Source organism: Streptomyces sp. NPDC059582 (genome assembly GCF_042735715.1).
In the GTDB taxonomy this organism is placed as follows: domain Bacteria; phylum Actinomycetota; class Actinomycetes; order Streptomycetales; family Streptomycetaceae; genus Streptomyces.
On the sequence record NZ_JBHWCC010000004.1, the window covers coordinates 270,199 to 289,951 of the forward strand.

Here is a 19,753-nt window from a genome sequence, read left to right on the forward strand (position 1 = left end):
CACAGCAGTGTTCGCTCGTGGAGCCCAGCACCGTCGATAGTTCACACCAGATCACCTTCTGGTCAGCGCGCAGCAGGACACCCCAGCGGTCGGCGAGGGCATCGACGAGAGCCATCCCGCGACCCGTTTCGGATTCCGAGCTGGCTGCGGCGAGGGTAGGGAGAGAGCGGGTATCGGGGTCGTGGACCTCGATACGCAGGTGAGCGCCGTTCACGGAGACCGCGAGCATGGTCGGGGTCCCGACGCCAACATGAGTAATGACGTTGGACACCAGCTCACTGACGCAAAGTTGGGCTGCGTCGCTGACCTCGTGCAGGCCCCACACCCCCAAGTGCAGCCGCATGATGCGTCGCAAGGCTGCCACTTCCTCGGGTTCGGCGGTGAAGTTCAGCACCCACCGCTTCCGTGACATACACGCTTCCTGGATCACGAAGACCCCTCTCGTCGCATGCTCCAACTCCGCTCGATCAGCGGAGCGTCACGCACCCTCACGGTGAGTTGCGTCGCGGTCAAGAGTGGCGTGCGCATATCCCGCCGTGCAATGTGCAGGACGGGATTCCCACTTACGAGTGATTGGCAGACACAGGGCTTGGCGTGAGACTGAACACCTACTTTTCAGGGGTGGTTGAGATGGCTGGTTCACCGACGGCACGCCGCCGTCGTCTCTCGATCGAGCTGAAGAAGCTTCGCGAGAGGAGCGCGCTGACCTGCGCGCAGGTCGGCGCGGCCCTGGACTGGAGCGGGTCCAAGGTGAACCGGATGGAGACCGGGACCGGTCGGGTCCAGCCGTCCGACATCGACGCTCTGTGCCGCTTCTACACCACCCCGGACGAGCTTCGCGAGTTCCTCAAGTCACTTGCCCGACAGGCCAATACACGCGGCTGGTGGCAGGTGCATGGCGCCGGGGTGCCCGAGTGGTTCAACATCTACATCGGCCTGGAGCAGGACGCATCCACGTTCCGGCAGTACCAGTGCGAGTTGATCCCGGGCCTGATGCAGACCGAGCCCTACATCCGCGAACTCCACACGACCGGCGCCCACTTGTCCGCCGAGGACATCGACAGGGCCGTACGGGTACGCGTGGAACGTCAGACCATGCTGTCGCAGGCCGACGCACCCGACGCCTGGTTCATCGTGCACGAGGCCGCACTGCGGCACGTGATCGGGGATCGGGCGCTGATGCGTGACCAGCTCGAACGCATCCTGGAGTCAGCGGCATTGCCGACCGTTACGTTGCAGGTCCTCCCCTTCGACTCGGGCACCTACCCCGCCACGGGCTCCTTCACCATGTTGGGCTTCCCGGCACAGGAAGCGCCTGACCTTGTGTATCGGGACGGCATCACCGATGCCGTGTACCTGGAGGGCGAGCATCATGTTCGCGAGTACACAAGGGCGTTCGACGGACTTCGAGCCGCGGCCCTGAGTCCTCAGCGTTCCACCCAGCTGATCGAGTCCGCCCTGAAGGAATACGCCCAGTGAGCATCGCAGAGCCGACGAACCACGACCGTCCGACGTGGTTCACCTCGTCGTACAGCAACGGCGCGGGAGGAGAATGCGTGGAAGCCGCCTTCGTACCCGCAGGTGTGCTGGTGCGGGATTCCAAAGCGGCCGGCGGACCTCACGTCACGGTGTCGGCCGCGGCATGGCGTGAGTTCCTCACGTCCTCGACAGGACGACCGACCGGGCGGCGCGTCGGGTGGCATCCTGGGCCGTGACGCGAGGCGAGCACGGACTGTGACCCCACTGTTGCCGGAACTGTGGGCTCCGCCACACGTAGACCCTGATCGTCGTGCTCAACTCGGCTCACCCACCGATCGACCGACACCTGGGGGCCGCGATGTGGTTTCTGAGCCTGCTGTTCCTCGTCATCGCCGCCGTCACCGTCTTCGGCCTGGTCGGGTACGTCTGTAGCGCCCTGGCCCGGCGCGGCGAGGGGCGCGTCGAGCCGACCATGGCGCTTCGGACGCTGGCCGCACTCTCGGGCGCCGCCGCCGTCGCCGTGTACGCGTGGGGGCTGCTTCACGTCGCCGGTTCGCTCATGGAGGCGGAGGACGGGGGTACCGACTCGGCGCCCGCTCGGCCCTGTCGTACCTCGGGGTGGCTGGAGCGGCATGAGAGGGGGATCGAGATCTCCGGGTACTCCGTGAGCTACGTCCCCCTGGGGTTCGTGTGCGAGACGAGTGACGGCGGGACCTACGACGTCGTCCCCGGTTACGTCAATCCCGCCGCTGTGGGCTTCGCCCTCGCCGGTGCCGGGTGTGCCGTCTCCGCGGGCTATGTGACCGAGCTCCGGGCCAGGGGTCGGGCCCGCCGGGCTCGGGCCGAGCGTTAGCCTCGGGGGACGTACGAGGAGGTAGGCATGGCGAAGGTTCCCAGTTCCGTGGTCGCCGCGAGTGGGCTTGTCGGCGGGTACGGCGTGGCGCGGTGGACGAAGAAGCGGCCGCTCGGTGGGGCCGTACTGGCCGTGGCCGGGGTCGCGGCCGCCCGGCAGTGGCGGGAGCGGGCCGGCGGTCCGGCCGCGGGGGCACTGGGCGCCGCGTACGTCGCCGCCTTCGCCGGGTCGCACCCGCTGGCCAAGAAGGTGGGCGCCTGGCCCGCCGTGTTCGGGGTGGCGGGGGCCGTCGCGCTGGCGTCCTGGGCGGTCGCCGACCGGCGGGCCTGAGCTACGGAACCCCCTGAGCGAGTGCGGGCGGCCCGGGCCTGAGCTACAGGGTCCCCGGGCGAATGCCAGCCGCCAGGGCCTGAGCTACAGCACGCCCCGGGCGAGTGCCGGCCGCCAGGGCCTGAACTACAGCACGCCCCGGCCCACTGCCGGACGCCAAGGCCCGAACTACAGCGCGCCCTGCGTCGGCGCCGGCGGCTCCTGGCTCGATCTGAACGCCCTGCGGTAGCCCACCGGGCTCGTCCCGACCACGCGTCGGAAGCGTTCACGGAAGGCCGTCGGTGAGCCGAAGCCCGCCTGGGCGGCGATGCGTTCGACCGGGTGGGCGGTCGTCTCCAGCAGGTGTTGTGCGTGCCGTACCCGGGCCCGGTGCAGCCACTGCAGGGGCGTCGTGCCGGTCTGTTCGCGGAAGCGGCGGTTGAGGGTGCGGGTGCTCATGCCGGCGTGGGCCGCGATGTCGTCCAGGGTCAGGTCGCGCGCGCAGTGGTCGGACAGCCAGCGCAGCAGCGGCTCCAGGGTCGCGCCCGCCGGGGTCGGCGGCTGGTCCTGGACGATGAACTGGGCCTGGCCGCCCTCCCGTTCCAGTGGCATGACGCACATGCGGGAGGCCTGCGCGGCGACGGCCGAGCCGTGGTCCCGGCGGATCATGTGCAGGCACATGTCCAGGGCCGCGGCCGCGCCCGCCGAGGTGAGGAACCGGCCGTTGTCGACGTAGAGGACGTTGGGGTCGACCGTGACCTTCGGGTACCGCTCGGCCAGGTCGCCCGCCGCGATCCAGTGGGTCGTCGCGCGCAGTCCGTCCAGCAGGCCGGTGGCGGCGAACAGGAAGGCGCCGACGCAGATCGAGGCGATGCGCGTGCCGTTCGCCGCGGCCGCGCACAGGGCCTGCGCGACACCGGGCGGCAGCTCGTCCGGCGGCTCCTGCACGCCCGGCAGGATGATCGTGTCCGCCTCTGCCAGCGCCTCCAGACCGTAGGGCGCCCGCATCGTGAACGCCCCCGCGCTCACCTCCCGGGACCCGGACGCCGAGCAGACCCGTACCCGGTACGCCTCCCGGCCGTCGGGCAGCCGGGCCCAGCCGAAGGCGTCGATCGGGACGGAGAGGTCGAACGGGATGACCCCGTCCAGTGCCAGTACGGCCACGGTGTGCATGGCAGGAGCGTAGGCCTGCGACGGATTCCCGCCGACACCGCCCACCGGCACCGGTCGCCCCGGCACCCTGCCACAGCAGTTGGCGAGAATCCGTCGGACCCTGGCACTACCGCCACTTCTGCGCCCTCCGCGCCCCGCCTACCGTCGGCCCGTGACCAAGTTCCTCCTCGCCGTCCACGTCCTCGCCGCGATCGTCGCGATCGGGCCCGTCACCGTCGCCGCCAGCATGTTCCCGCCCGCCGCGCGGCGGGCCCTGGCCGCGCCGGACGATACGCGGGCGGTGGAGACGGTCCGGCTGCTGCACCGGATCTGCCGGGTGTACGCCGTCGTCGGCGTCGCCGTGCCCGTCTTCGGGTTCGGCACGGCGAGCGACATGGGGGTGCTGGGTGACGTGTGGCTCGTCGTGTCCATCGCGTTGACCGCGCTCGCCGCGGTGGTGCTCGCCGCGCTGGTGCTGCCCCGGCAGGAGGCGCTCGCCGAGGGGCGGGGGACGCGCGAGGCGACCGTACGGCTGGCGATGTTCACCGGGGTGTTCAACCTGCTGTGGGCGGCGGTGACCGTCTTGATGATCGTCCGGCCGGGGTCCACGACCGGGGCGTGAGGTACGCCGGCCGGCCATGGCGGCACGAGGGGCTCTATTCCGTGACCGCCTCGGCCGTCGGCGCCTTCTCCACCGACAGCGGCGTCGCGATGTCCTCCAGCGAGCGGCGTTCCGCCTTCACCGCGAGGAACGCGGCGACCAGGCCGGCCGCACACATCAGGCCGGCGCCGATCTGGAAGGCGAGGACGGTGTCGCCGACCACGCCGGAGCCGGTGAGGTCGGCGAAGACCAGCGGTCCGCTGATGCCGCCGACCGCGGTGCCGAGGGCGTAGAAGAAGGCGATGGACATCGCCCGGGTCTCCATCGGGAAGATCTCGGAGACCGTGAGGTAGGCGCTCGACGCGCCCGCCGAGGCGAAGAACAGCACCACGCACCAGCAGGCCGTGAGGGTCACCGCGCTGAGCGAGCCGCGGGAGAACAGCCAGGCCGTGCCGAAGAGCAGCACACCGGACAGCAGGTACGTCGACGAGATCATCACCCGGCGGCCCACGGTGTCGAAGAGCTTGCCGAGCAGCAGCGGGCCGACGAAGTTGCCGGCCGCGATGACGGCGAAGTAGTAGCCGGTGTCGCCGGCGGGGATGTCGTAGAACTTGATCAGGATCGTGCCGAAGCCGAAGGTGATCGCGTTGTAGAGGAAAGCCTGGCCGACGAAGAGGGAGAAGCCGAGCACGGCCCGTCGGCGGTAGGCGGAGAACACCGTGTGGGCGATCTCGGCGAAGCTCGTGCTCTCGCGCTGCCGGATGACCAGTTCGCCGGCGGGTTCGGGGAGCGGCTCACCCTTCTCCGCCTCGATTTTCTGTTCGATGGAGGCGACGATCTCCTCCGCCTCCCGGTCGCGGCCGCGGATCAGCAGCCAGCGTGGGCTCTCCGGGACGCTGCGCCGGACGAGGAGGATGACGAGCCCGAGGACGACGCCGAGCGCGAAGGTCAGCCGCCAGCCCACGTTCTCGGGCAGCAGGTCCGTGTTCAGCGCGACGATCGACAGCAGTGAGCCGCCGACCGCGCCGATCCAGAAGCTGCCGTTGATGACGAGGTCGACGCGGCCGCGGTAGGAGGACGGGATCAGCTCGTCGATCGCGGAGTTGATGGCCGCGTACTCGCCGCCGATGCCGAAGCCGGTGAGGAAGCGGAAGAGGAAGAACCACCAGGCGCTGAAGGAGACCGCGGTCAGGGCCGTGGCCGCCAGATAGACCGCGAGGGTGATCATGAAGAGTTTCTTGCGGCCGTGGCGGTCGGTGAGGCGGCCCCAGAACAGGGCTCCGACGCAGGCTCCGGCCACGTAGAGCGCGGCCGCGGTGCCGGTGACCTGTCCGGAGGAGATCGGCAGTCCGCTGCCGGGCTCCGACAGGCGGCTGGCGATGTTGCCGACGACCGTGACCTCGAGACCGTCGAGGATCCAGACGGTGCCCAGGCCGATGACGATGCTCCAGTGCCAGCGTGACCACGGTAGGCGGTCCAGGCGGGCGGGGATGTCGGTGGTGAAGGTACGGCCGGCTGCTGCCTGCGCGGTGGCCATGGGCCCCCTCCTCGTCGAGCGGAACCCCGACCGGGTGCCCCGGACCGGCGAACTCAAGCCGATTCGAACACCAGGTCGATCGATTGCCTCAAGCCCCCAGCGCCCGCGACACCACATAGATCAACAGCCCCGCCAGCGATCCCACCACCGTGCCGTTGATCCGGATGAACTGCAGGTCTCGGCCGATGTGGGCCTCGATCTTCCGGGTGGTGTGGCCGGCGTCCCAGCTCGCCACGGTGTCCGTGATCAGAGAGGTGATCTCCCCCCGGTACGTCGTCACGACGTGCACCGCCGCGCCCTCCACCCAGCGGTCGACCTTGTCCTGGACCTTCGGCTCGGTGGCCATCCGGGCCCCCAGGGACAGCAGCGAGGCCCGTACGCGCAGCCGCAGCTCGCTGCGCTCGTCCTCCGCCGCCGACACGATCATGGACCGTACGGCGGTCCAGGCGGACGCGATCAGGTCCTGGACCTCGCCGCGGCCCAGCACCTCACCCTTGAGCCGCTCGATCCGGGCGCGGGTGTCGGTGTCGGACTGGAGGTCGGAGGCGAAGTCGGTGAGGAAGCGGTCGAGGGCGCCGCGGGCCGGGTGGGAGGGCATGTCGCGCATCTCCGCGCAGAACCGCAGCAGCTCCCGGTAGACGCGCTCGCCGACCTTCTTGTCGACGAACCGTGGGGTCCAGCCGGGGGCGCCGCCCTGGACCGCGTCCATCACGGAGTCGCTGTGCAGCACCAGCCAGTCGTGCGCCCGCGCCACCACCAGGTCGACCGCCCGCCGGTGACCGCCGTCGGCGACGACCCTCTCCAGCATCTTCCCTATGCCGGGCGCGATCTCCTGCGCGTCGGCCCGCCGGGTGATCGCCTCGCCGACCACGGCCTGGACGTCGGAGTCGCGCAGCACGGTCAGCGCGCCGCGCAGGGCCGTGGCCAGCTCCGCCGTCACCCGGTCGGCGTGCTCGGGCTCGGCCAGCCAGGTGCCGAGGCGGCTGCCGATGCCGACGGCGCGCAGCCGCTGCCGTACGACGTCCTCGGAGAGGAAGTTCTCGCCGACGAACTCGCCCAGGGAGACGCCCAGCTGGTCCTTCTTGTTGGGGATGATCGCGGTGTGCGGGATGGGCAGACCGAGGGGGTGACGGAAGAGGGCGGTGACCGCGAACCAGTCGGCGAGCGCGCCCACCATGCCGGCCTCGGCGGCCGCGGCGACGTACGACGTCCAGGTGCCGGCGCCGGAGTGGCGGGCCCAGGTGGCGAGGACGTAGACGACGGCCACGAGGAGCAGCAGGCCGGTGGCGGTGAGTTTCATCCTGCGCACCCCGCGCTGCTTCTCCTCGTCGGCGGCGCTGAAGGTGGTCATCGTGCGCCGGCCCGCGGCACGCGACCCCTCTTCGATCGGTTCGTCCGGATTCGTCACACTCATCCACTCCACCCGTTCGCGGCCCCTCGGGCCCATTGTCCCTTTCTCGTCCCTCAGTGACCGACTCCTGGAACGGAACAAGAGTTCCCGTCGTCTGTATCAAAGGGGGCCCAGGTACGGGCTCGGCCTCATGACACATCATGAGGTGATCACAGCGGAGCCTCGGGCTCCCCACGCCCGAGGAGACCCGCACCGCATGACCAAGCGTCACGGTTGTGCCCTGCTGTCCGCGATCATCGCCCTGGTCGTGGCCCTGTCCGCCGCCATATACGCCGCCGTGGCGGCCGACGACGGCGACACGAGCGCGGAGAACGGCCTGGCTCCCGTCCCCGCCGGCGCCCCGTTCAACTCCGCCGCCCCCGTCTCGACCGGTGTCTGGGTGGGCGCCTGGTCGACCGCCCCGTCGGGAGCGGAACCGGACACCGAGACGAACGGCATGGCGGGCCGCTCGGTGCGCAACGTCGTGCACACGGACGTCGGCGGCACCCGCGCCCGGATCACGCTGTCCAACGTCTACGGCACACAGCCGCTGACCGTCGCACACGGCTCGATCGCCGTCGCGGCCGCCGCCGGCACCGCCGCCGCGGTCCCCGCCACCATGCGGCGGCTCACCTTCGCGGGCGCCGTCTCGGTCGTCATACCCGCGGGCGGGCGCACAACCAGCGACGCCGTGCTCCTGCCCGTCCCGCAGGGCGGTGACCTCCTGGTCACCACCTACTCCCCCACCTCGGCCGGCCCGGTCACCTTCCACGAGCACGCGCGCCAGACCAGCTATCTCGCCGAGGGCGACCACACGCAGGACGTGACGGCCACGGCGTACGGCGAACAGACCGACCACTGGCGCTACCTGACCGCCGTGGACGTGCTGAGCAACGAGTCCCACGGCACGGTCGTCGCGTTGGGCGACTCGCTGACCGACGGCGTCACCTCCACCGAGGGCGCCAACCGCCGCTGGACGGACGTCCTGTCGGACCGGCTGCGCGCGGCCGCCGGGTCCGGCGCGGACGTGCCGCGCTACAGCGTCGTCAACGCGGGCATCAGCGGCAACCGCGTCCTCGCCGACGGGCCGGGGCGCCCCGCCGACAACACCAGCGGCCTGAACCGCTTCGCGCGGGACGTGCTGGACCGCCCGAACGTCAAGGTCGTCGTCATCGACCTCGGCGTCAACGACATCCTGCGCAGCGAGCGGCGCGCCGACCCGCAGGCCATCCTCGACGGCCTGCGCACCCTGGTGGGCCGGGCCCACGCCCGGGGCATCAAGGTCGTCGGCGCGACCCTGATGCCGTTTCACGGGCACGCCCGCTACACGGACACCCGCGAGGAGGTCCGGCGGGAGGTCAACGCCGAGATCCGGGCGGGGAAGGTGTACGACGCGGTCGTCGACTTCGACAAGGCGCTGCGCGACCCCTACGACCCGCGCGCGCTGCGCCCGTACTACGACTCCGGGGACCATCTCCACCCCAGCGACCAGGGCTACCGGACGATGGCGGACGCAGTCGACCTGGCAGACCTGAAGGGTTCGGCACCGGCCCGGCTGTGAACGGGCCCCGCCGGGCCCCTGCCTGTCGTGGCGTCGGCCACTACTCGTCGTGGCGCCGCCTGTCCCGCTCCTCGCGGCGGGCGTCACGCCGGTCCCGGCGCTCCTCCTGCCGCTCCCGGTGGAGCTCCCGGCGCTCCTCGTGCCGCCGCCGCATCAGGTCGTGGTGCCCGTCGAGCATCTCGCGGTGCGCGCTCTCCATGTCGTCGCGGAACGACGAGCGCAGCTCCTTCGCGGCGGCCCTGCGGTCCAGCTTCTCCTGGCGCCGCTCCTCCTTCAGCCGCAGCCGCTCCGCCCGGGTCACCTTGCGTTCGACGCCGACGCCACCCCAGAACGCGAAGCCCGTCACGATCACCCGCGGCGCCCCCGGATCGCCCCGCACGCCGGCCTCGCTGTGGTCGAAGCCGCCCATGACGCCGATGCCGCGCACGACGACCTCGACACCCGGCGGCACGACGACGTTCATCCCGCCCATGATCGCGATGCAGTTGATCTCCACCTCGCGGTCGGCGAAGTCCGCCTCGCGCAGGTCGATCTCCCCGCCGCCCCAGAAGGCGAAGCAGTTGAACCGCTTCGGCGCCGTCCAGCGTCCCTTGCGCTGGAAACCGGACATCACGGCCACGGCCCACGCCGACGAACCCTCGCCGCCGACGATCCGCCGGGCCCAACTCCCGTCACCCTCAGGCTCCTTGAGCAGGGACACGGACGGCGGCGTGACACCCGCGGCCGGCAGGTCCCGGGTGATCGGGGCGAGTTCGCCGTAGGTCCGGGCCTTGTAGGTCGCCTCCAGCCGCTCCTCGAACTCCTCCATGTCGAGGCGGCCCTCCGCGACAGCGTCGCGCAGGACCTCGGCAACTCGCTCACGATCGGCGTCGGAGGCACGCAGCTCCGGGGCATCGTCGGTCATACCCAGCAGCCTACGAGTTCCCGGCGCCCGGCACTACGCGGTGCCCCTGCCCGGCAGGGGATTTGGCGGTATCCGCGAGCGATTGCAGCATCTTGGCGATCACCGCCTCGATGTCCGGCTCCCGCACCGACAGGTCCACGAGGGGGTACGCCTGCGCGATCCGCGCCACGAGCGGGGCCGCCGACTCCGCCGCCGGGAAGGCCAGCCACTGCCGCGGCCCGTCCACCTTCACCACCCGCGCCCCGGCCACCTCGATCGGCGGCAGCTCCCGCTCCAGGTCCACCACCAGCGTGCGCTCGCTCTCCCCCACCTCGTGCAGCCCCGCCGGCGGACCGTCGTACATCATCCGCCCGTGGTCGATGACCATCACCCGCGAACACAGCTGCTCGATGTCCTGGAGGTCGTGCGTGGTCAGCAGCACCGTCGTGCCCCGCTCGGCGTTCAGCTCCCGCAGGAACTCCCGCACCCTGGCCTTGGAGATGACGTCCAGACCGATCGTCGGCTCGTCCAGGTACAGCACCTCGGGGTCGTGCAGCAGCGCCGCCGCGATGTCGCCGCGCATCCGCTGCCCCAGCGACAGCTGGCGCACCGGCACGTCCAACAGGTCTTCCAGCTCCAGGAGTTCGACGCAGCGGTCGAGATTCTGGCGGTAACGCGCGTCCGGGATGCGGTACATGCGGTGCATCAGCCGGTAGGAGTCGATCAGCGGCAGGTCCCACCACAGCGTCGTACGCTGCCCGAACACCACCCCGATGCGGTGTGCCAGACGGGCCCGCTCACGGGACGGGTCGATGCCGGCGACCCGCAGCCGGCCCCCGCTGGGCGTCAGGATGCCGGTCAGCATCTTGATGGTGGTCGACTTCCCGGCGCCGTTCGGACCGATGTAGCCGACCATCTCGCCGCGCGCCACCGTGAAGGAGATCGAGTCGACCGCCCGCACCTGGCGCAGCTCCCGCCGCAGGAAACCGGTCCTCCTGCGCACGTCGAAGACCTTCTCGACCCGGTCGAGTTCGATGAAGCGGCCGTCCGCGCCGGCCGCCCCGACCGCATCGGCAGTGCCGGCCACGCCGTCCATGACGCCCCCTCCGCCGACGCCGCCCCCACCGGCCACGCCGCCCCCACCGGCCACGCCACCCATACCGTCCAAGCCGTCCAAGCCGTTCATGCCCGAAGACCCCTAACTTCCCGTACTCCGATAGGCCCGCAGTCCCGCCCGCCAGGCCAGCCCGGCCAGCGCGCAGCAGGCCACCGCCACCAGCGGCCCCGCGAACCCGATCCAGCGCGGCAGCCCGAGCGGCATGGGCCGCCCCAGCACATAGCTCGCCGGCAGCCAGTTGACGAAGGCCAGCGGCAGCACGAAGGTCACCCCGCGCACCAGCTCCTGGGCGAAGACGGTCGGCGGGTACTGCAGCAGCGTCGTACCGCCGTACGTGAAGGCGTTCTGCACCTCCGACGCGTCCTGCGCCACGAACTGGAAGGCCGCACCCGCGACGAACACCGCGCAGAAGATCGCGCTGCCGCTGACCACCATCACCGGCATCAGCAGCAGCTTCGGCACGCTCCAGTCGATGTCGAGCGCCCCCAGCGCGTACCCGAGCACCAGCGCCCCCTGGATCACCCGGCCGAGCCTGCGCAGCCCGAACCGGTCGGCGGCCACCTGCGCGAGGACCGGCGCCGGCCGCACCAGCAGCGTGTCCAGCGTGCCGTCCCGCACCCGGCTGCCCAGCCGGTCCATCGACCCGATCGCCAGGTCGGCCAGCCCGAACGCCATCCCGGACAGGCCGTAGAGGAACGCGACCTCCGGCAGCGAGTAGCCGCCGAGCGCGTCCACCCGGGAGAACATCAGCAGGATCGCGACGAAGTCCAGCCCGGTCGCCGCGAAGTTCCCCACCGTCGTCATGACGAAGGAGGCCCGGTAGGCCATCGTGGAGCGGATCCACATCCCGGCGATCAGCCGGTACGTCCGCACCCCCTCCGCCAGCCGCCCCGGCTCAGCCACCCTGCACCACCACCCGGCGCGTCGCGGCCGCCTGCACCAGGCGCCCCGCGCCCAGCAGCGCCACCGCCCACACCGCCTGGAAGGCGAAGGTGGACCACGGATCGGCCTCCCCCATCAGCACATCCGCCGGCGCCTGGAGCAGCGACGACCACGGCAACGCCCGCACGACCTCGCCGAGCGCACCCGGAAACACGTTCAACGGCACGATCATCCCCGAGCAGAAGAACCCCACGATCCACGACATCTGCTGCGCTCCCGTGCCGTCCATCAGCCAGAACGCGCTCAACGCCACCAGGAACCGCAACCCGAAACCGACCACCATCGCCAGCGCCACGGCGACCAGGAAAGCCGCCCAGGACGCCACGTCCCGCGGCAACGCGGTCGGGAAGACCAGGGCGCCGAACGCGAACGGCACCAGGCCCCGCCCCACCAACTGGAACAGCGCCCGCCCCAAGTCCGCCGACAGCCACCACAGTTGCAGATCGACCGGCCGGTACAGGTCGATCGCGATGTCACCCGTGCGGATGCGCTCCATCAACTCGGTCTCGACCCCGCCACCCCCCAGGGCGAGCGTCGACAACAACGCCTGCCCCAGCCACACATAGGTCACCGCCTGCGCCTGGTCATAGCCGCCGAGGTGCGGTTTCTCGTCCCACAGCGCCAGATACGTGTAGACCAGGATCAGGCCGAAAACCGTGTTCGTGAACACGCCGGCGGCCGTGGCCACCCGATATGTCGCGTACCGTCTGAATCCCCCCGCCGCGACGGCCACGTACACCCGTCCCGTGCCCACGCTCACCGCCCTCCAGGTCCGCCCCGACACGAAGCGACGGAGCCTACTGCGCGGCCGACCCGGACCTCTACGCATTTTCCGGGCGCAACGCGTGCCGATTGTCGGGAACGGAACGCATGGTGCGACAGTCTTCAACAGGGGGCGCAGAAGGCGTACGAGGGCGTACGGGAACGTACGACGCGAAACAGGAGTCCGTGCACGACATGAGTGACGAGCCGCAGCCGCAGCCGCAGCAGCCGACCCAGGGCACGGTGGCCTCGAGAGAGCCGCAGCCGGCCGCCGCGCCGGGAAGCGGGGCGGACGAGACGGACAAAGGTGGCGAAACGGTCGTAATGCAGGAGAAGAAGCCGAAGAAGGCCAAACGCACCGGCTGGCGCCGTATCTTCCCGACCTGGCGCATGGTGCTCGGCACCTTCGTCCTCGGCATACTGCTGCTGATCGGCCTGTTCTTCCTCGGCTACTCCTTGGTCAAGATCCCGCCGGCCAACGCGCTAGCCACCAAGCAGAGCAACGTCTACCTCTACGCCGACGGCACCGAGATCGCCCGCGACGGCGAGATCAACCGCGAGAACGTCACCCTCGCCCAGGTCTCCAAGGACGCCCAGCACGCCGTCCTCGCCGCCGAGGACCGCGACTTCTACACCGAGTCCGCCGTCGACCCCAAGGCGATGGTCCGGGCCGGCTGGAACACCGCCACCGGCAAGGGCAAGCAGTCCGGCTCCACCATCACCCAGCAGTACGTCAAGAACTACTACCTCGCGCAGGAGCAGACCGTCACGCGCAAGGTGAAGGAGTTCTTCATCTCGATCAAGCTCGACCGCACGCAGAGCAAGGACCAGATCCTCGAGGGCTACCTCAACACCAGCTACTTCGGCCGCAACGCCTACGGCATCCAGGCCGCCGCCCAGGCCTACTACGGCGTCGACGCCGTGGACCTCGACCCCGCCAGGGGCGCCTACCTCGCCGCCCTGCTCAACGCGCCCAGCGAGTACGACGTCATCGCCCACCCCGAGAACAAGGCCGCCGCCCAGGCCCGCTGGAACTACGTCCTCGACGGCATGGTCACCAAGGGCTGGATCAGCGCGTCCGCACGCGCCGGGATGAAGTTCCCGACACCCAGGGAAGCCAGCGCCGCCGCGGCCGGCATGTCCGGACAGCGCGGCTACATCGTCGACGCGATCAAGGACTACCTGAAGGACAACAAGATCGTCACCTCGGACCAGCTCGAGGCCGGCGGCTACCGCGTCACCACCACGCTCCAGAAGAACCGGCAGGACGCCTTCGTCAAAGCCGTCGACGACAAGCTCATGTCCAAGCTGGACAAGAAGAACCGCAAGGTCGACACCTACGTCCGCGCCGGCGGCGCCGCCGTCGACCCCAGGACCGGCAAGGTCGTCGCGATGTACGGCGGCATCGACTACACCAAGCAGTACACGAACAACGCCACCCGCGGCGACTTCCAGGTCGGCTCCACCTTCAAGCCGTTCGTGTTCACCTCCGCCGTGCAGAACGGCTCCGTCACCCAGGACGGCCGCACCATCACCCCCAACACGTACTACGACGGCACCAACGAACGCCCCGTCCAGGGCTGGAGCGGCGGCACCTACGCGCCCGAGAACGAGGACCACACCTCCTACGGCAACATCACCGTGCGCACCGCCACCGACAAGTCCGTCAACACGGTGTACGCGCAGATGGCCGTCGACGTGGTCCCCGAGAAGGTCAAGGAAACCGCCGTCGCTCTCGGCATCCCCGCCACCACCCAGGACCTCAACCCCTACCCCTCGATCGCGCTGGGCACCGCCACCGCCAGCGTCCTCGACATGGCGGAGGCGTACGCGACCCTTGCCAACCACGGCAGGATCGGCACGTACACGATGATCGACAAGCTCACCAAGGACGGCCAGGACGTCATGGAGCTGCCCAAGGTGAAGCCCCGCCAGGCCGTCAGCCGCGAGGCCGCCGACACCACCACCTCCGTCCTGCGCAGCGTCGTCGAGAACGGCACCGCCACCGCCGCCCAGGCCGCGGGCCGCCCGACGGCGGGCAAAACCGGAACCGCCGAGAACGACACGGCCGCCTGGTTCGCCGGCTACACCCCCGAACTGGCCACCGTCGTCTCCGTCATGGGCCAGGACCCCGTCACCGCGGCCCACAAACCGCTCTACGGCGCCATGGGCCTCCAGCGCGTCAACGGCGGCGGCGCGCCCACCGAGATCTGGGCGCAGTTCACCAAGGCCGCCCTCAAGGGCAAGCCGGTGACCGACTTCGACCTCCAGCTCCAGCCCGGCGCCGACCGGCAACAGCCCCGCGGCGACGACCCCTTCCACGAGCGGCATGACAGCACGGGCCAGGACAACGGCGGCGCCACCACCGACGGCGACACCGACGGCGGCAGCACCGACGAGGGCGACACCACCGACGGCGGCACGGACGACGGCGGCAGCGACGAGGGCGGCACCACCGACGGCGGCACGGACGACGGCGGCTCCACGGACGGCGGGACGACGGACGGCGGCGGCAGCGACGAGGGCACGACCACGGACGGCGGCACCACCGACGGCGGCACGGACGACGGCGGCACCACCGACGGCGGCCCGACCGACGGCGGCGCGACCAACGGCACGACCCTGGGAACAGGCGTCTTCGGCACCCGCAGGGAGTGACCGGCCCCCCGGTCAGTGACCGGAGGTCGCCTTCAGCCCCACCACGGCGACCAGCAGCAGCACCACGAAGAAGATCCGGGCGGCGGTCGCCGGCTCACCCAGCACCACCATGCCGACCATCGCCGCACCAGCCGCCCCGATCCCCACCCACACCCCGTACGCGGTACCGATGGGCAGCGACTTCGCGGCGTACGACAGCAGCACCATGCTCGCGACGATGCCCGATCCTGTGAGCAGACTCGGGACCAGCCGGGTGAATCCGTCGGTGTACTTCATCCCGACCGACCAGCCGACCTCGAGCAGACCGGCGACGACAAGCAGAACCCAGGCCATGAGACACCTCCGAGACGTACGGAACGAATACGGCTGCGTCGTCTTTGCCTGCGTCCCGGTACGGCGCGTCTCGTCGGGTTCCTCTCCAACGTAGCAAAAGAACAGAAAAAGGGCCGGTGACGATGGTCACCAGCCCTCTCTCACCGTGGATTCAGAGGTACAACCCGGTCGAATCCTCCGACCCCTCGAAACGGTCCGCCGCCACGGCATGCAGGTCACGCTCACGCATGAGCACATACGCCACACCCCGCACCTCGACCTCGGCACGGTCCTCCGGGTCGTACAGCACCCGGTCGCCCGGCTCCACGGTCCGTACGTTCTGCCCCACTGCGACGACCTCGGCCCAGGCCAGCCGACGTCCCACGGCGGCCGTGGCGGGAATCAGGATGCCACCGCCGGAACGTCGCTCACCCTCGGAGGTGTCCTGCCGCACGAGTACGCGATCGTGCAGCATCCGGATGGGCAGCTTGTCGTGATGGGGGTTGTGCTCGTTTCTGTTGGCGCTCACACCACTGAACCTACCTGCCCGAAGCCGATCCGTACGCGGGTGGGTCGCCCGCCACTCAGCCCTTGCGGCGCTTCGCCCCGACGGCGAGCAGCCCCACCAGCGCGACGGCGACGAGCGCGACCGGCACGATCCGCTCCAGGCGCGGCGCGCCCTCCTCGTCGACGAAGCGCGCCCGCACATCGCTCACGGCCCGGTTGACACCGACGTAGGCGCGCCCGAGCGTGTGATCGATGTTGGAGACGACCTTGGCCTTGGCATCACCGACGACGGTCTTCGGGTGCACCCGCACACCGATCTCGTCGAGGGTCTCGGCCAGCACCTCGCGGCGGCTCTTGATGTCCGCCTCGATCTGCGCCGGGGTTCTGGTGTCCGACGTGTCCGCCACCGTACGGCCTCCGAAGTCTGCTGATGCGTTGTTCCGGACAGTCTGTCAGCTTCACACCGCCCCGCACTGTCAGGACCCCCGGTTACGCTAGACCGATGAGCGAGCGACTCCAGGCCGGGGACACCGCCCCCGCCTTCACCCTGCCCGACGCCGACGGCAACGAGGTGTCACTGGCCGACCACCAGGGACGCAAGGTGATCGTCTACTTCTACCCGTCGGCCCTGACTCCCGGCTGCACCAAGCAGGCCTGCGACTTCACGGACAACCTCGACCTGCTGGCCGGCGCCGGGTACGACGTCATCGGCATCTCCCCCGACCAGCCGGAGAAGCTGGCCAAGTTCCGCGAGAAGGAGTCCCTCAAGGTCACGCTCCTCGCGGACCCGGACAAGAAGGCCCTCGACGCGTACGGCGCCTTCGGCGAGAAGAAGAACTACGGCAAGACGTACATGGGCGTCATCCGCTCCACGATCGTGGTCGACGAACAGGGCAAGGTCGAACACGCCCTCTACAACGTCCGCGCGACGGGCCACGTAGCCAAGATCATCAAGGACCTGGGGATCTGAGAATCCCCCCTCCCGCTGCCTGCGAGCGGCCCGCGCCGAGTGATCCCGGCGCGGGCCGCTTCCCGTTCCGGACGTGACTGTCCGATCAACGGTTCGTTATTCCGTACGGACCACGAACGGGTGGTCGGGGACGGAGGGGGTTTCGATGGTCGCCAGCGCGTACACGAGGGAGCGGCTGGAGGATGCGGCTCGGGGGGCCCGGACGCTGTCGGAGGCGTTAAGGCTCCTGGGGGTGGATCCGAAGAGTTCCACGCGCGGCTACATCCGGGAGCGGATGAGGAAGCTCGGGGTGGACACGTCACACTTCGAGCGGGAGGGCGTGCGGTGGACCAGGGAAGCACTCCAGGCAGCGGTCTCCGTGTCGACGAACATGTGCGAGGTGCTGCGCCGCCTCGGGCTCGAGGTCGTCGGCGGCCATCACACGCACATCAGCCGCAGGATCAAGGCGTACGGGATCGACACCTCGCATTTCCGCCAGCCGACCCGGCGCGGCAAGCCGTGGCGTCCCCGGACGCCTGAGGGCCTGCTCGTCGAGCAACCGGAGGGACACGCCCGACGCATCCCGAGCGACCGAATCAAGTGGGCGATGACGACTTCGGGTATGCCGGAGCGCTGCGCCCTGTGTGGGATCGAAGCGGTCTGGCGAGGGCGACCACTACCGCTTGAAGTCGACCACGTCGACGGCAACTGGCGCGACAACCGAATCGAGAACCTGCGCTTCCTGTGTCCCAACTGCCATTCGACGACGGACAGTTACCGAGGACGCGGCAAGGGGCGGGAGTCGTGAGCGTCAGCACGCGGTACACCAGGGAACGGCTGGCGACAGCGGCCGCGCAGTGTTCCGACATCGAGGAAGTCATCGCCTTCTTCGGCACCCGTCCCTACGGCAATCTCCGCCGCCACCTCTTCCGGCGCTTCGACCATTTCGGGATCGACGTCTCCCACATGCCCCGCGGGCGGCGAACGCGAGCCGCACCCACCAGGCCGACCGCCGAGAAGTTGCGCCGCGCGGTCGAGGGATCGATCTCCGTGGCGGAGGCGCTCCGCGCCCTGGGAATGGAGCCCTACAACAACAGGCTGCGCAGCCTGCTCCGCCAGTGGGTGGCGGAAGACGGATCCGACACCTCCCACTTCCTGGGGCAGGCACATCAGCGGGGCGGACCAGGCACCACGGCGCTCAAGCGCGCCACGGACATCCTGATCCAGCACGACGGAAGCCGTCGGACGAGAACCCACCTGCTGCGCAGAGCCCTCCTGGAAGTGGGCGAGCCTGAGGAGTGCGCCGAATGCGGCGTCGGCCCCGAGTGGCTCGGGAAGTCCATGACCCTGGAGGTCGATCACATCAACGGGGATTGGAGCGACGACCGGCGGGAGAACTTGCGGCTGCTGTGCCCTAACTGCCACGCGGTCACGAGCACGTGGTGCAGAGGTGGGCGTCTGCGACGCCCGGGCTAGAGCGGCTTCCGCGCGGCGGCCGTCAGCCCGCTACCATGGCTTGGCCGGCGGCCGTTGCTGAATGGTATAAGCAGAGGTTTTAGGTGCCTCGGGGCATTTGCCCATGTGGGTTCGACTCCCATCGGCCGCACACACGGAGGGCCGCCCAGCCGGGCGGCCCTCTTGCGTTTATCAGCCCAACAGCTCCCGGACCACCGGTACCAGCCCCCGGAAGGCCTTCCCCCGGTGGCTGATCGCGTTCTTCTCCTGCGGGGTCAGTTCGGCGCAGGTGCGTGACTCGCCCTCCGGCTGGAGGATCGGGTCGTAGCCGAAGCCGTTCGTGCCGGACGGGGTGTGGCGCAGGACGCCCCGCAGCCGGCCCTCGACCACTCGCTCCGTGCCGTCCGGCAGGGCGAGGGCCGCCGCGCAGGCGAAGTGCGCGGCGCGGTGTTCGTCGGCGATGTCGGAGAGCTGGGCGAGGAGGAGGTCGAGGTTCGCCTGGTCGTCGCCGTGGCGGCCCGCCCAGCGGGCGGAGAAGATGCCGGGTGCGCCGTTGAGGACGTCGACGCACAGGCCGGAGTCGTCGGCGACCGCCGGGAGGCCCGTCGCCCGGGCCAGCGCGTGGGCCTTGAGGAGGGCGTTCTCGGCGAAGGTGACGCCGGTCTCCTTGACGTCGGGGATGTCGGGGTAGGCGTCCGCGCCGACGAGGTCGTGGGGCAGGCCTGCGTCGGCGAGGATCGCCCTGAGTTCGGTGATCTTTCCGGCGTTGCGGGTGGCGAGGATCAGGCGGGTCATGGGTCCAGTATCCCGGGGCCCGTCCGGTGCCTCGCCCGGTGGCCGGTAAGACGTCTCTTACGGTGTGCAGACCTTCGTCAGTTCGCCGGCGGCGTCGGTGACGGGGCTGAGGTCGGGGGTGTTGTCGCCGTTGTCGACGGCGGTGCGGACGTTGCCCACGGCCTTGCGCAGGTCGTCGACCGCCTTGTTGACGTCGGTGTTGTCGGTCTTGTCGCCGATCCGGTCGAGGTCGTTCTCGATGGAGGTGAGGGATTCGCCGAGCTGGGTCGGGTCGTTCGAGGTGTTCTCGACGGCCTGTTGGAGGTCGGTGACGCTGTCGGCGATGGTGTCCGCGGTCTGGACGCAGTCGAGTGCCTTGTTGACGGCGTCGCAGCCGGTGGTCAGGCCGGTGGTGAGTGCGACGGCCGCGATGACGGCGGCTATGGCGGTACGGCGACCTCTGCGTCGGCTCGCGCCCATGGGTGGTTCCCTCCCCTGTTCGGGCCCGAGGG

Annotated in this window: 22 protein-coding genes, 1 tRNA gene, 1 pseudogene and 1 riboswitch; of the genes and pseudogenes, 11 read left to right on the forward strand and 13 right to left on the reverse strand. The window is 70.2% G+C overall.

What is annotated here, in order from left to right:
• Nucleotides 1-7: 7 nt before the first annotated feature.
• Nucleotides 8-412: pseudogene (locus ACFV0T_RS06215) on the reverse strand (ATP-binding protein); the annotation flags it as partial.
• 218 nt (nt 413-630) lie between these two features.
• On the opposite strand from ACFV0T_RS06215, the gene ACFV0T_RS06220 reads away from it, so the two are divergent.
• The 4 genes from ACFV0T_RS06220 to ACFV0T_RS06235 all read left to right on the forward strand — a co-directional run bounded on the left by ACFV0T_RS06220 (nt 631) and on the right by ACFV0T_RS06235 (nt 2,662).
• Entirely contained in the window at nt 631-1,479 is an 849-nt protein-coding gene (locus tag ACFV0T_RS06220) for a helix-turn-helix domain-containing protein (protein ID WP_385775115.1), read from the forward strand.
• Nucleotides 1,476-1,715 carry a DUF397 domain-containing protein gene (locus ACFV0T_RS06225; RefSeq protein WP_385774985.1) on the forward strand — a complete coding sequence of 80 codons (240 nt, stop codon included), beginning with the start codon at nt 1,476-1,478 and terminating at the stop codon, nt 1,713-1,715. The genes ACFV0T_RS06220 and ACFV0T_RS06225 overlap by 4 nt, the downstream gene beginning before the upstream one ends.
• Before the next feature lie 122 nt (nt 1,716-1,837).
• On the forward strand, nt 1,838-2,332 hold the full coding sequence (locus ACFV0T_RS06230) for a hypothetical protein (RefSeq protein ID WP_385774987.1): 495 nt from the start codon (nt 1,838-1,840) through the stop codon (nt 2,330-2,332).
• A gap of 27 nt (nt 2,333-2,359) precedes the next feature.
• Nucleotides 2,360-2,662 (forward strand): hypothetical protein, encoded by a 303-nt coding sequence (locus tag ACFV0T_RS06235; protein ID WP_385774988.1) that lies wholly within the window; start codon nt 2,360-2,362, stop codon nt 2,660-2,662.
• Nucleotides 2,663-2,830: 168 nt separating this feature from the next.
• Here the strand turns inward: ACFV0T_RS06235 and ACFV0T_RS06240 are convergent, their stop codons facing one another.
• The gene (locus ACFV0T_RS06240) at nt 2,831-3,814 is read right to left on the reverse strand and encodes a GlxA family transcriptional regulator (protein WP_385774989.1); all 984 of its coding nucleotides are present in this window, start codon (nt 3,812-3,814) and stop codon (nt 2,831-2,833) included.
• A 151-nt stretch (nt 3,815-3,965) separates the two neighbouring features.
• Between ACFV0T_RS06240 and ACFV0T_RS06245 the strand changes: the two genes are divergently transcribed.
• Nucleotides 3,966-4,415 (forward strand): hypothetical protein, encoded by a 450-nt coding sequence (locus ACFV0T_RS06245; RefSeq protein ID WP_385774991.1) that lies wholly within the window; start codon nt 3,966-3,968, stop codon nt 4,413-4,415.
• A 34-nt stretch (nt 4,416-4,449) separates the two neighbouring features.
• Here the strand turns inward: ACFV0T_RS06245 and ACFV0T_RS06250 are convergent, their stop codons facing one another.
• Entirely contained in the window at nt 4,450-5,931 is a 1,482-nt protein-coding gene (locus ACFV0T_RS06250) for an MFS transporter (RefSeq protein ID WP_385774993.1), read from the reverse strand.
• 88 nt (nt 5,932-6,019) lie between these two features.
• A complete protein-coding gene (locus ACFV0T_RS06255) occupies nt 6,020-7,345 on the reverse strand; it encodes a DUF445 domain-containing protein (RefSeq protein WP_385774996.1) in 1,326 nt (441 codons plus the stop codon).
• Between the two features lie 193 nt (nt 7,346-7,538).
• Here ACFV0T_RS06255 and ACFV0T_RS06260 point away from each other — a divergent pair, with 193 nt between their 5' ends.
• Entirely contained in the window at nt 7,539-8,882 is a 1,344-nt protein-coding gene (locus ACFV0T_RS06260) for an SGNH/GDSL hydrolase family protein (protein ID WP_385774999.1), read from the forward strand.
• Nucleotides 8,883-8,922: 40 nt separating this feature from the next.
• Here the strand turns inward: ACFV0T_RS06260 and ACFV0T_RS06265 are convergent, their stop codons facing one another.
• The 4 genes from ACFV0T_RS06265 to ACFV0T_RS06280 form a co-directional block, all read right to left on the reverse strand.
• A complete protein-coding gene (locus tag ACFV0T_RS06265) occupies nt 8,923-9,786 on the reverse strand; it encodes a DUF1707 domain-containing protein (RefSeq protein WP_385775001.1) in 864 nt (287 codons plus the stop codon).
• A 10-nt stretch (nt 9,787-9,796) separates the two neighbouring features.
• Nucleotides 9,797-10,861 (reverse strand): ATP-binding cassette domain-containing protein, encoded by a 1,065-nt coding sequence (locus ACFV0T_RS06270; RefSeq protein ID WP_385775118.1) that lies wholly within the window; start codon nt 10,859-10,861, stop codon nt 9,797-9,799.
• Nucleotides 10,862-10,963: 102 nt separating this feature from the next.
• On the reverse strand, nt 10,964-11,728 hold the full coding sequence (locus tag ACFV0T_RS06275; RefSeq protein ID WP_385775120.1) for an ABC transporter permease: 765 nt from the start codon (nt 11,726-11,728) through the stop codon (nt 10,964-10,966).
• Nucleotides 11,729-11,777: 49 nt separating this feature from the next.
• Complete coding sequence (locus ACFV0T_RS06280; RefSeq protein WP_385775122.1) at nt 11,778-12,578, reverse strand: ABC transporter permease; 801 nt, start codon at nt 12,576-12,578, stop codon at nt 11,778-11,780.
• Nucleotides 12,579-12,781: 203 nt separating this feature from the next.
• On the opposite strand from ACFV0T_RS06280, the gene ACFV0T_RS06285 reads away from it, so the two are divergent.
• On the forward strand, nt 12,782-15,244 hold the full coding sequence (locus ACFV0T_RS06285; RefSeq protein ID WP_385775002.1) for a transglycosylase domain-containing protein: 2,463 nt from the start codon (nt 12,782-12,784) through the stop codon (nt 15,242-15,244).
• A 12-nt stretch (nt 15,245-15,256) separates the two neighbouring features.
• On the opposite strand, the gene sugE is transcribed toward ACFV0T_RS06285, so the two are convergent.
• From sugE to ACFV0T_RS06300, 3 genes are all read right to left on the reverse strand, one after another.
• Nucleotides 15,257-15,577 (reverse strand): quaternary ammonium compound efflux SMR transporter SugE, encoded by a 321-nt coding sequence (gene sugE / locus ACFV0T_RS06290; protein ID WP_385775004.1) that lies wholly within the window; start codon nt 15,575-15,577, stop codon nt 15,257-15,259.
• A gap of 32 nt (nt 15,578-15,609) precedes the next feature.
• A riboswitch (guanidine-III (ykkC-III) riboswitch) is annotated at nt 15,610-15,683 on the reverse strand.
• 45 nt (nt 15,684-15,728) lie between these two features.
• A complete protein-coding gene (locus ACFV0T_RS06295) occupies nt 15,729-16,085 on the reverse strand; it encodes a GroES family chaperonin (protein WP_385775007.1) in 357 nt (118 codons plus the stop codon).
• Nucleotides 16,086-16,140: 55 nt separating this feature from the next.
• On the reverse strand, nt 16,141-16,470 hold the full coding sequence (locus ACFV0T_RS06300) for a DUF3618 domain-containing protein (RefSeq protein ID WP_385775009.1): 330 nt from the start codon (nt 16,468-16,470) through the stop codon (nt 16,141-16,143).
• 95 nt (nt 16,471-16,565) lie between these two features.
• Here ACFV0T_RS06300 and bcp point away from each other — a divergent pair, with 95 nt between their 5' ends.
• The 4 genes from bcp (at nt 16,566) to ACFV0T_RS06320 (ending at nt 18,618) form a co-directional block, all read left to right on the forward strand.
• A complete protein-coding gene (gene bcp / locus ACFV0T_RS06305; protein WP_385775011.1) occupies nt 16,566-17,033 on the forward strand; it encodes a thioredoxin-dependent thiol peroxidase in 468 nt (155 codons plus the stop codon).
• Nucleotides 17,034-17,178: 145 nt separating this feature from the next.
• Nucleotides 17,179-17,820 carry an HNH endonuclease signature motif containing protein gene (locus ACFV0T_RS06310; RefSeq protein ID WP_385775013.1) on the forward strand — a complete coding sequence of 214 codons (642 nt, stop codon included), beginning with the start codon at nt 17,179-17,181 and terminating at the stop codon, nt 17,818-17,820.
• A complete protein-coding gene (locus tag ACFV0T_RS06315; protein WP_385775015.1) occupies nt 17,817-18,488 on the forward strand; it encodes an HNH endonuclease in 672 nt (223 codons plus the stop codon). Before ACFV0T_RS06310 ends, ACFV0T_RS06315 begins: the two co-directional genes overlap by 4 nt.
• Before the next feature lie 47 nt (nt 18,489-18,535).
• Nucleotides 18,536-18,618: transfer RNA gene (locus ACFV0T_RS06320), tRNA-Leu, on the forward strand.
• A 41-nt stretch (nt 18,619-18,659) separates the two neighbouring features.
• On the opposite strand, the gene rdgB is transcribed toward ACFV0T_RS06320, so the two are convergent.
• Both rdgB and ACFV0T_RS06330 read right to left on the reverse strand, forming a co-directional pair.
• Nucleotides 18,660-19,262 carry an RdgB/HAM1 family non-canonical purine NTP pyrophosphatase gene (gene rdgB / locus ACFV0T_RS06325; RefSeq protein WP_385775017.1) on the reverse strand — a complete coding sequence of 201 codons (603 nt, stop codon included), beginning with the start codon at nt 19,260-19,262 and terminating at the stop codon, nt 18,660-18,662.
• Between the two features lie 57 nt (nt 19,263-19,319).
• On the reverse strand, nt 19,320-19,721 hold the full coding sequence (locus ACFV0T_RS06330; RefSeq protein WP_385775019.1) for a hypothetical protein: 402 nt from the start codon (nt 19,719-19,721) through the stop codon (nt 19,320-19,322).
• Nucleotides 19,722-19,753 lie beyond the last annotated feature (32 nt).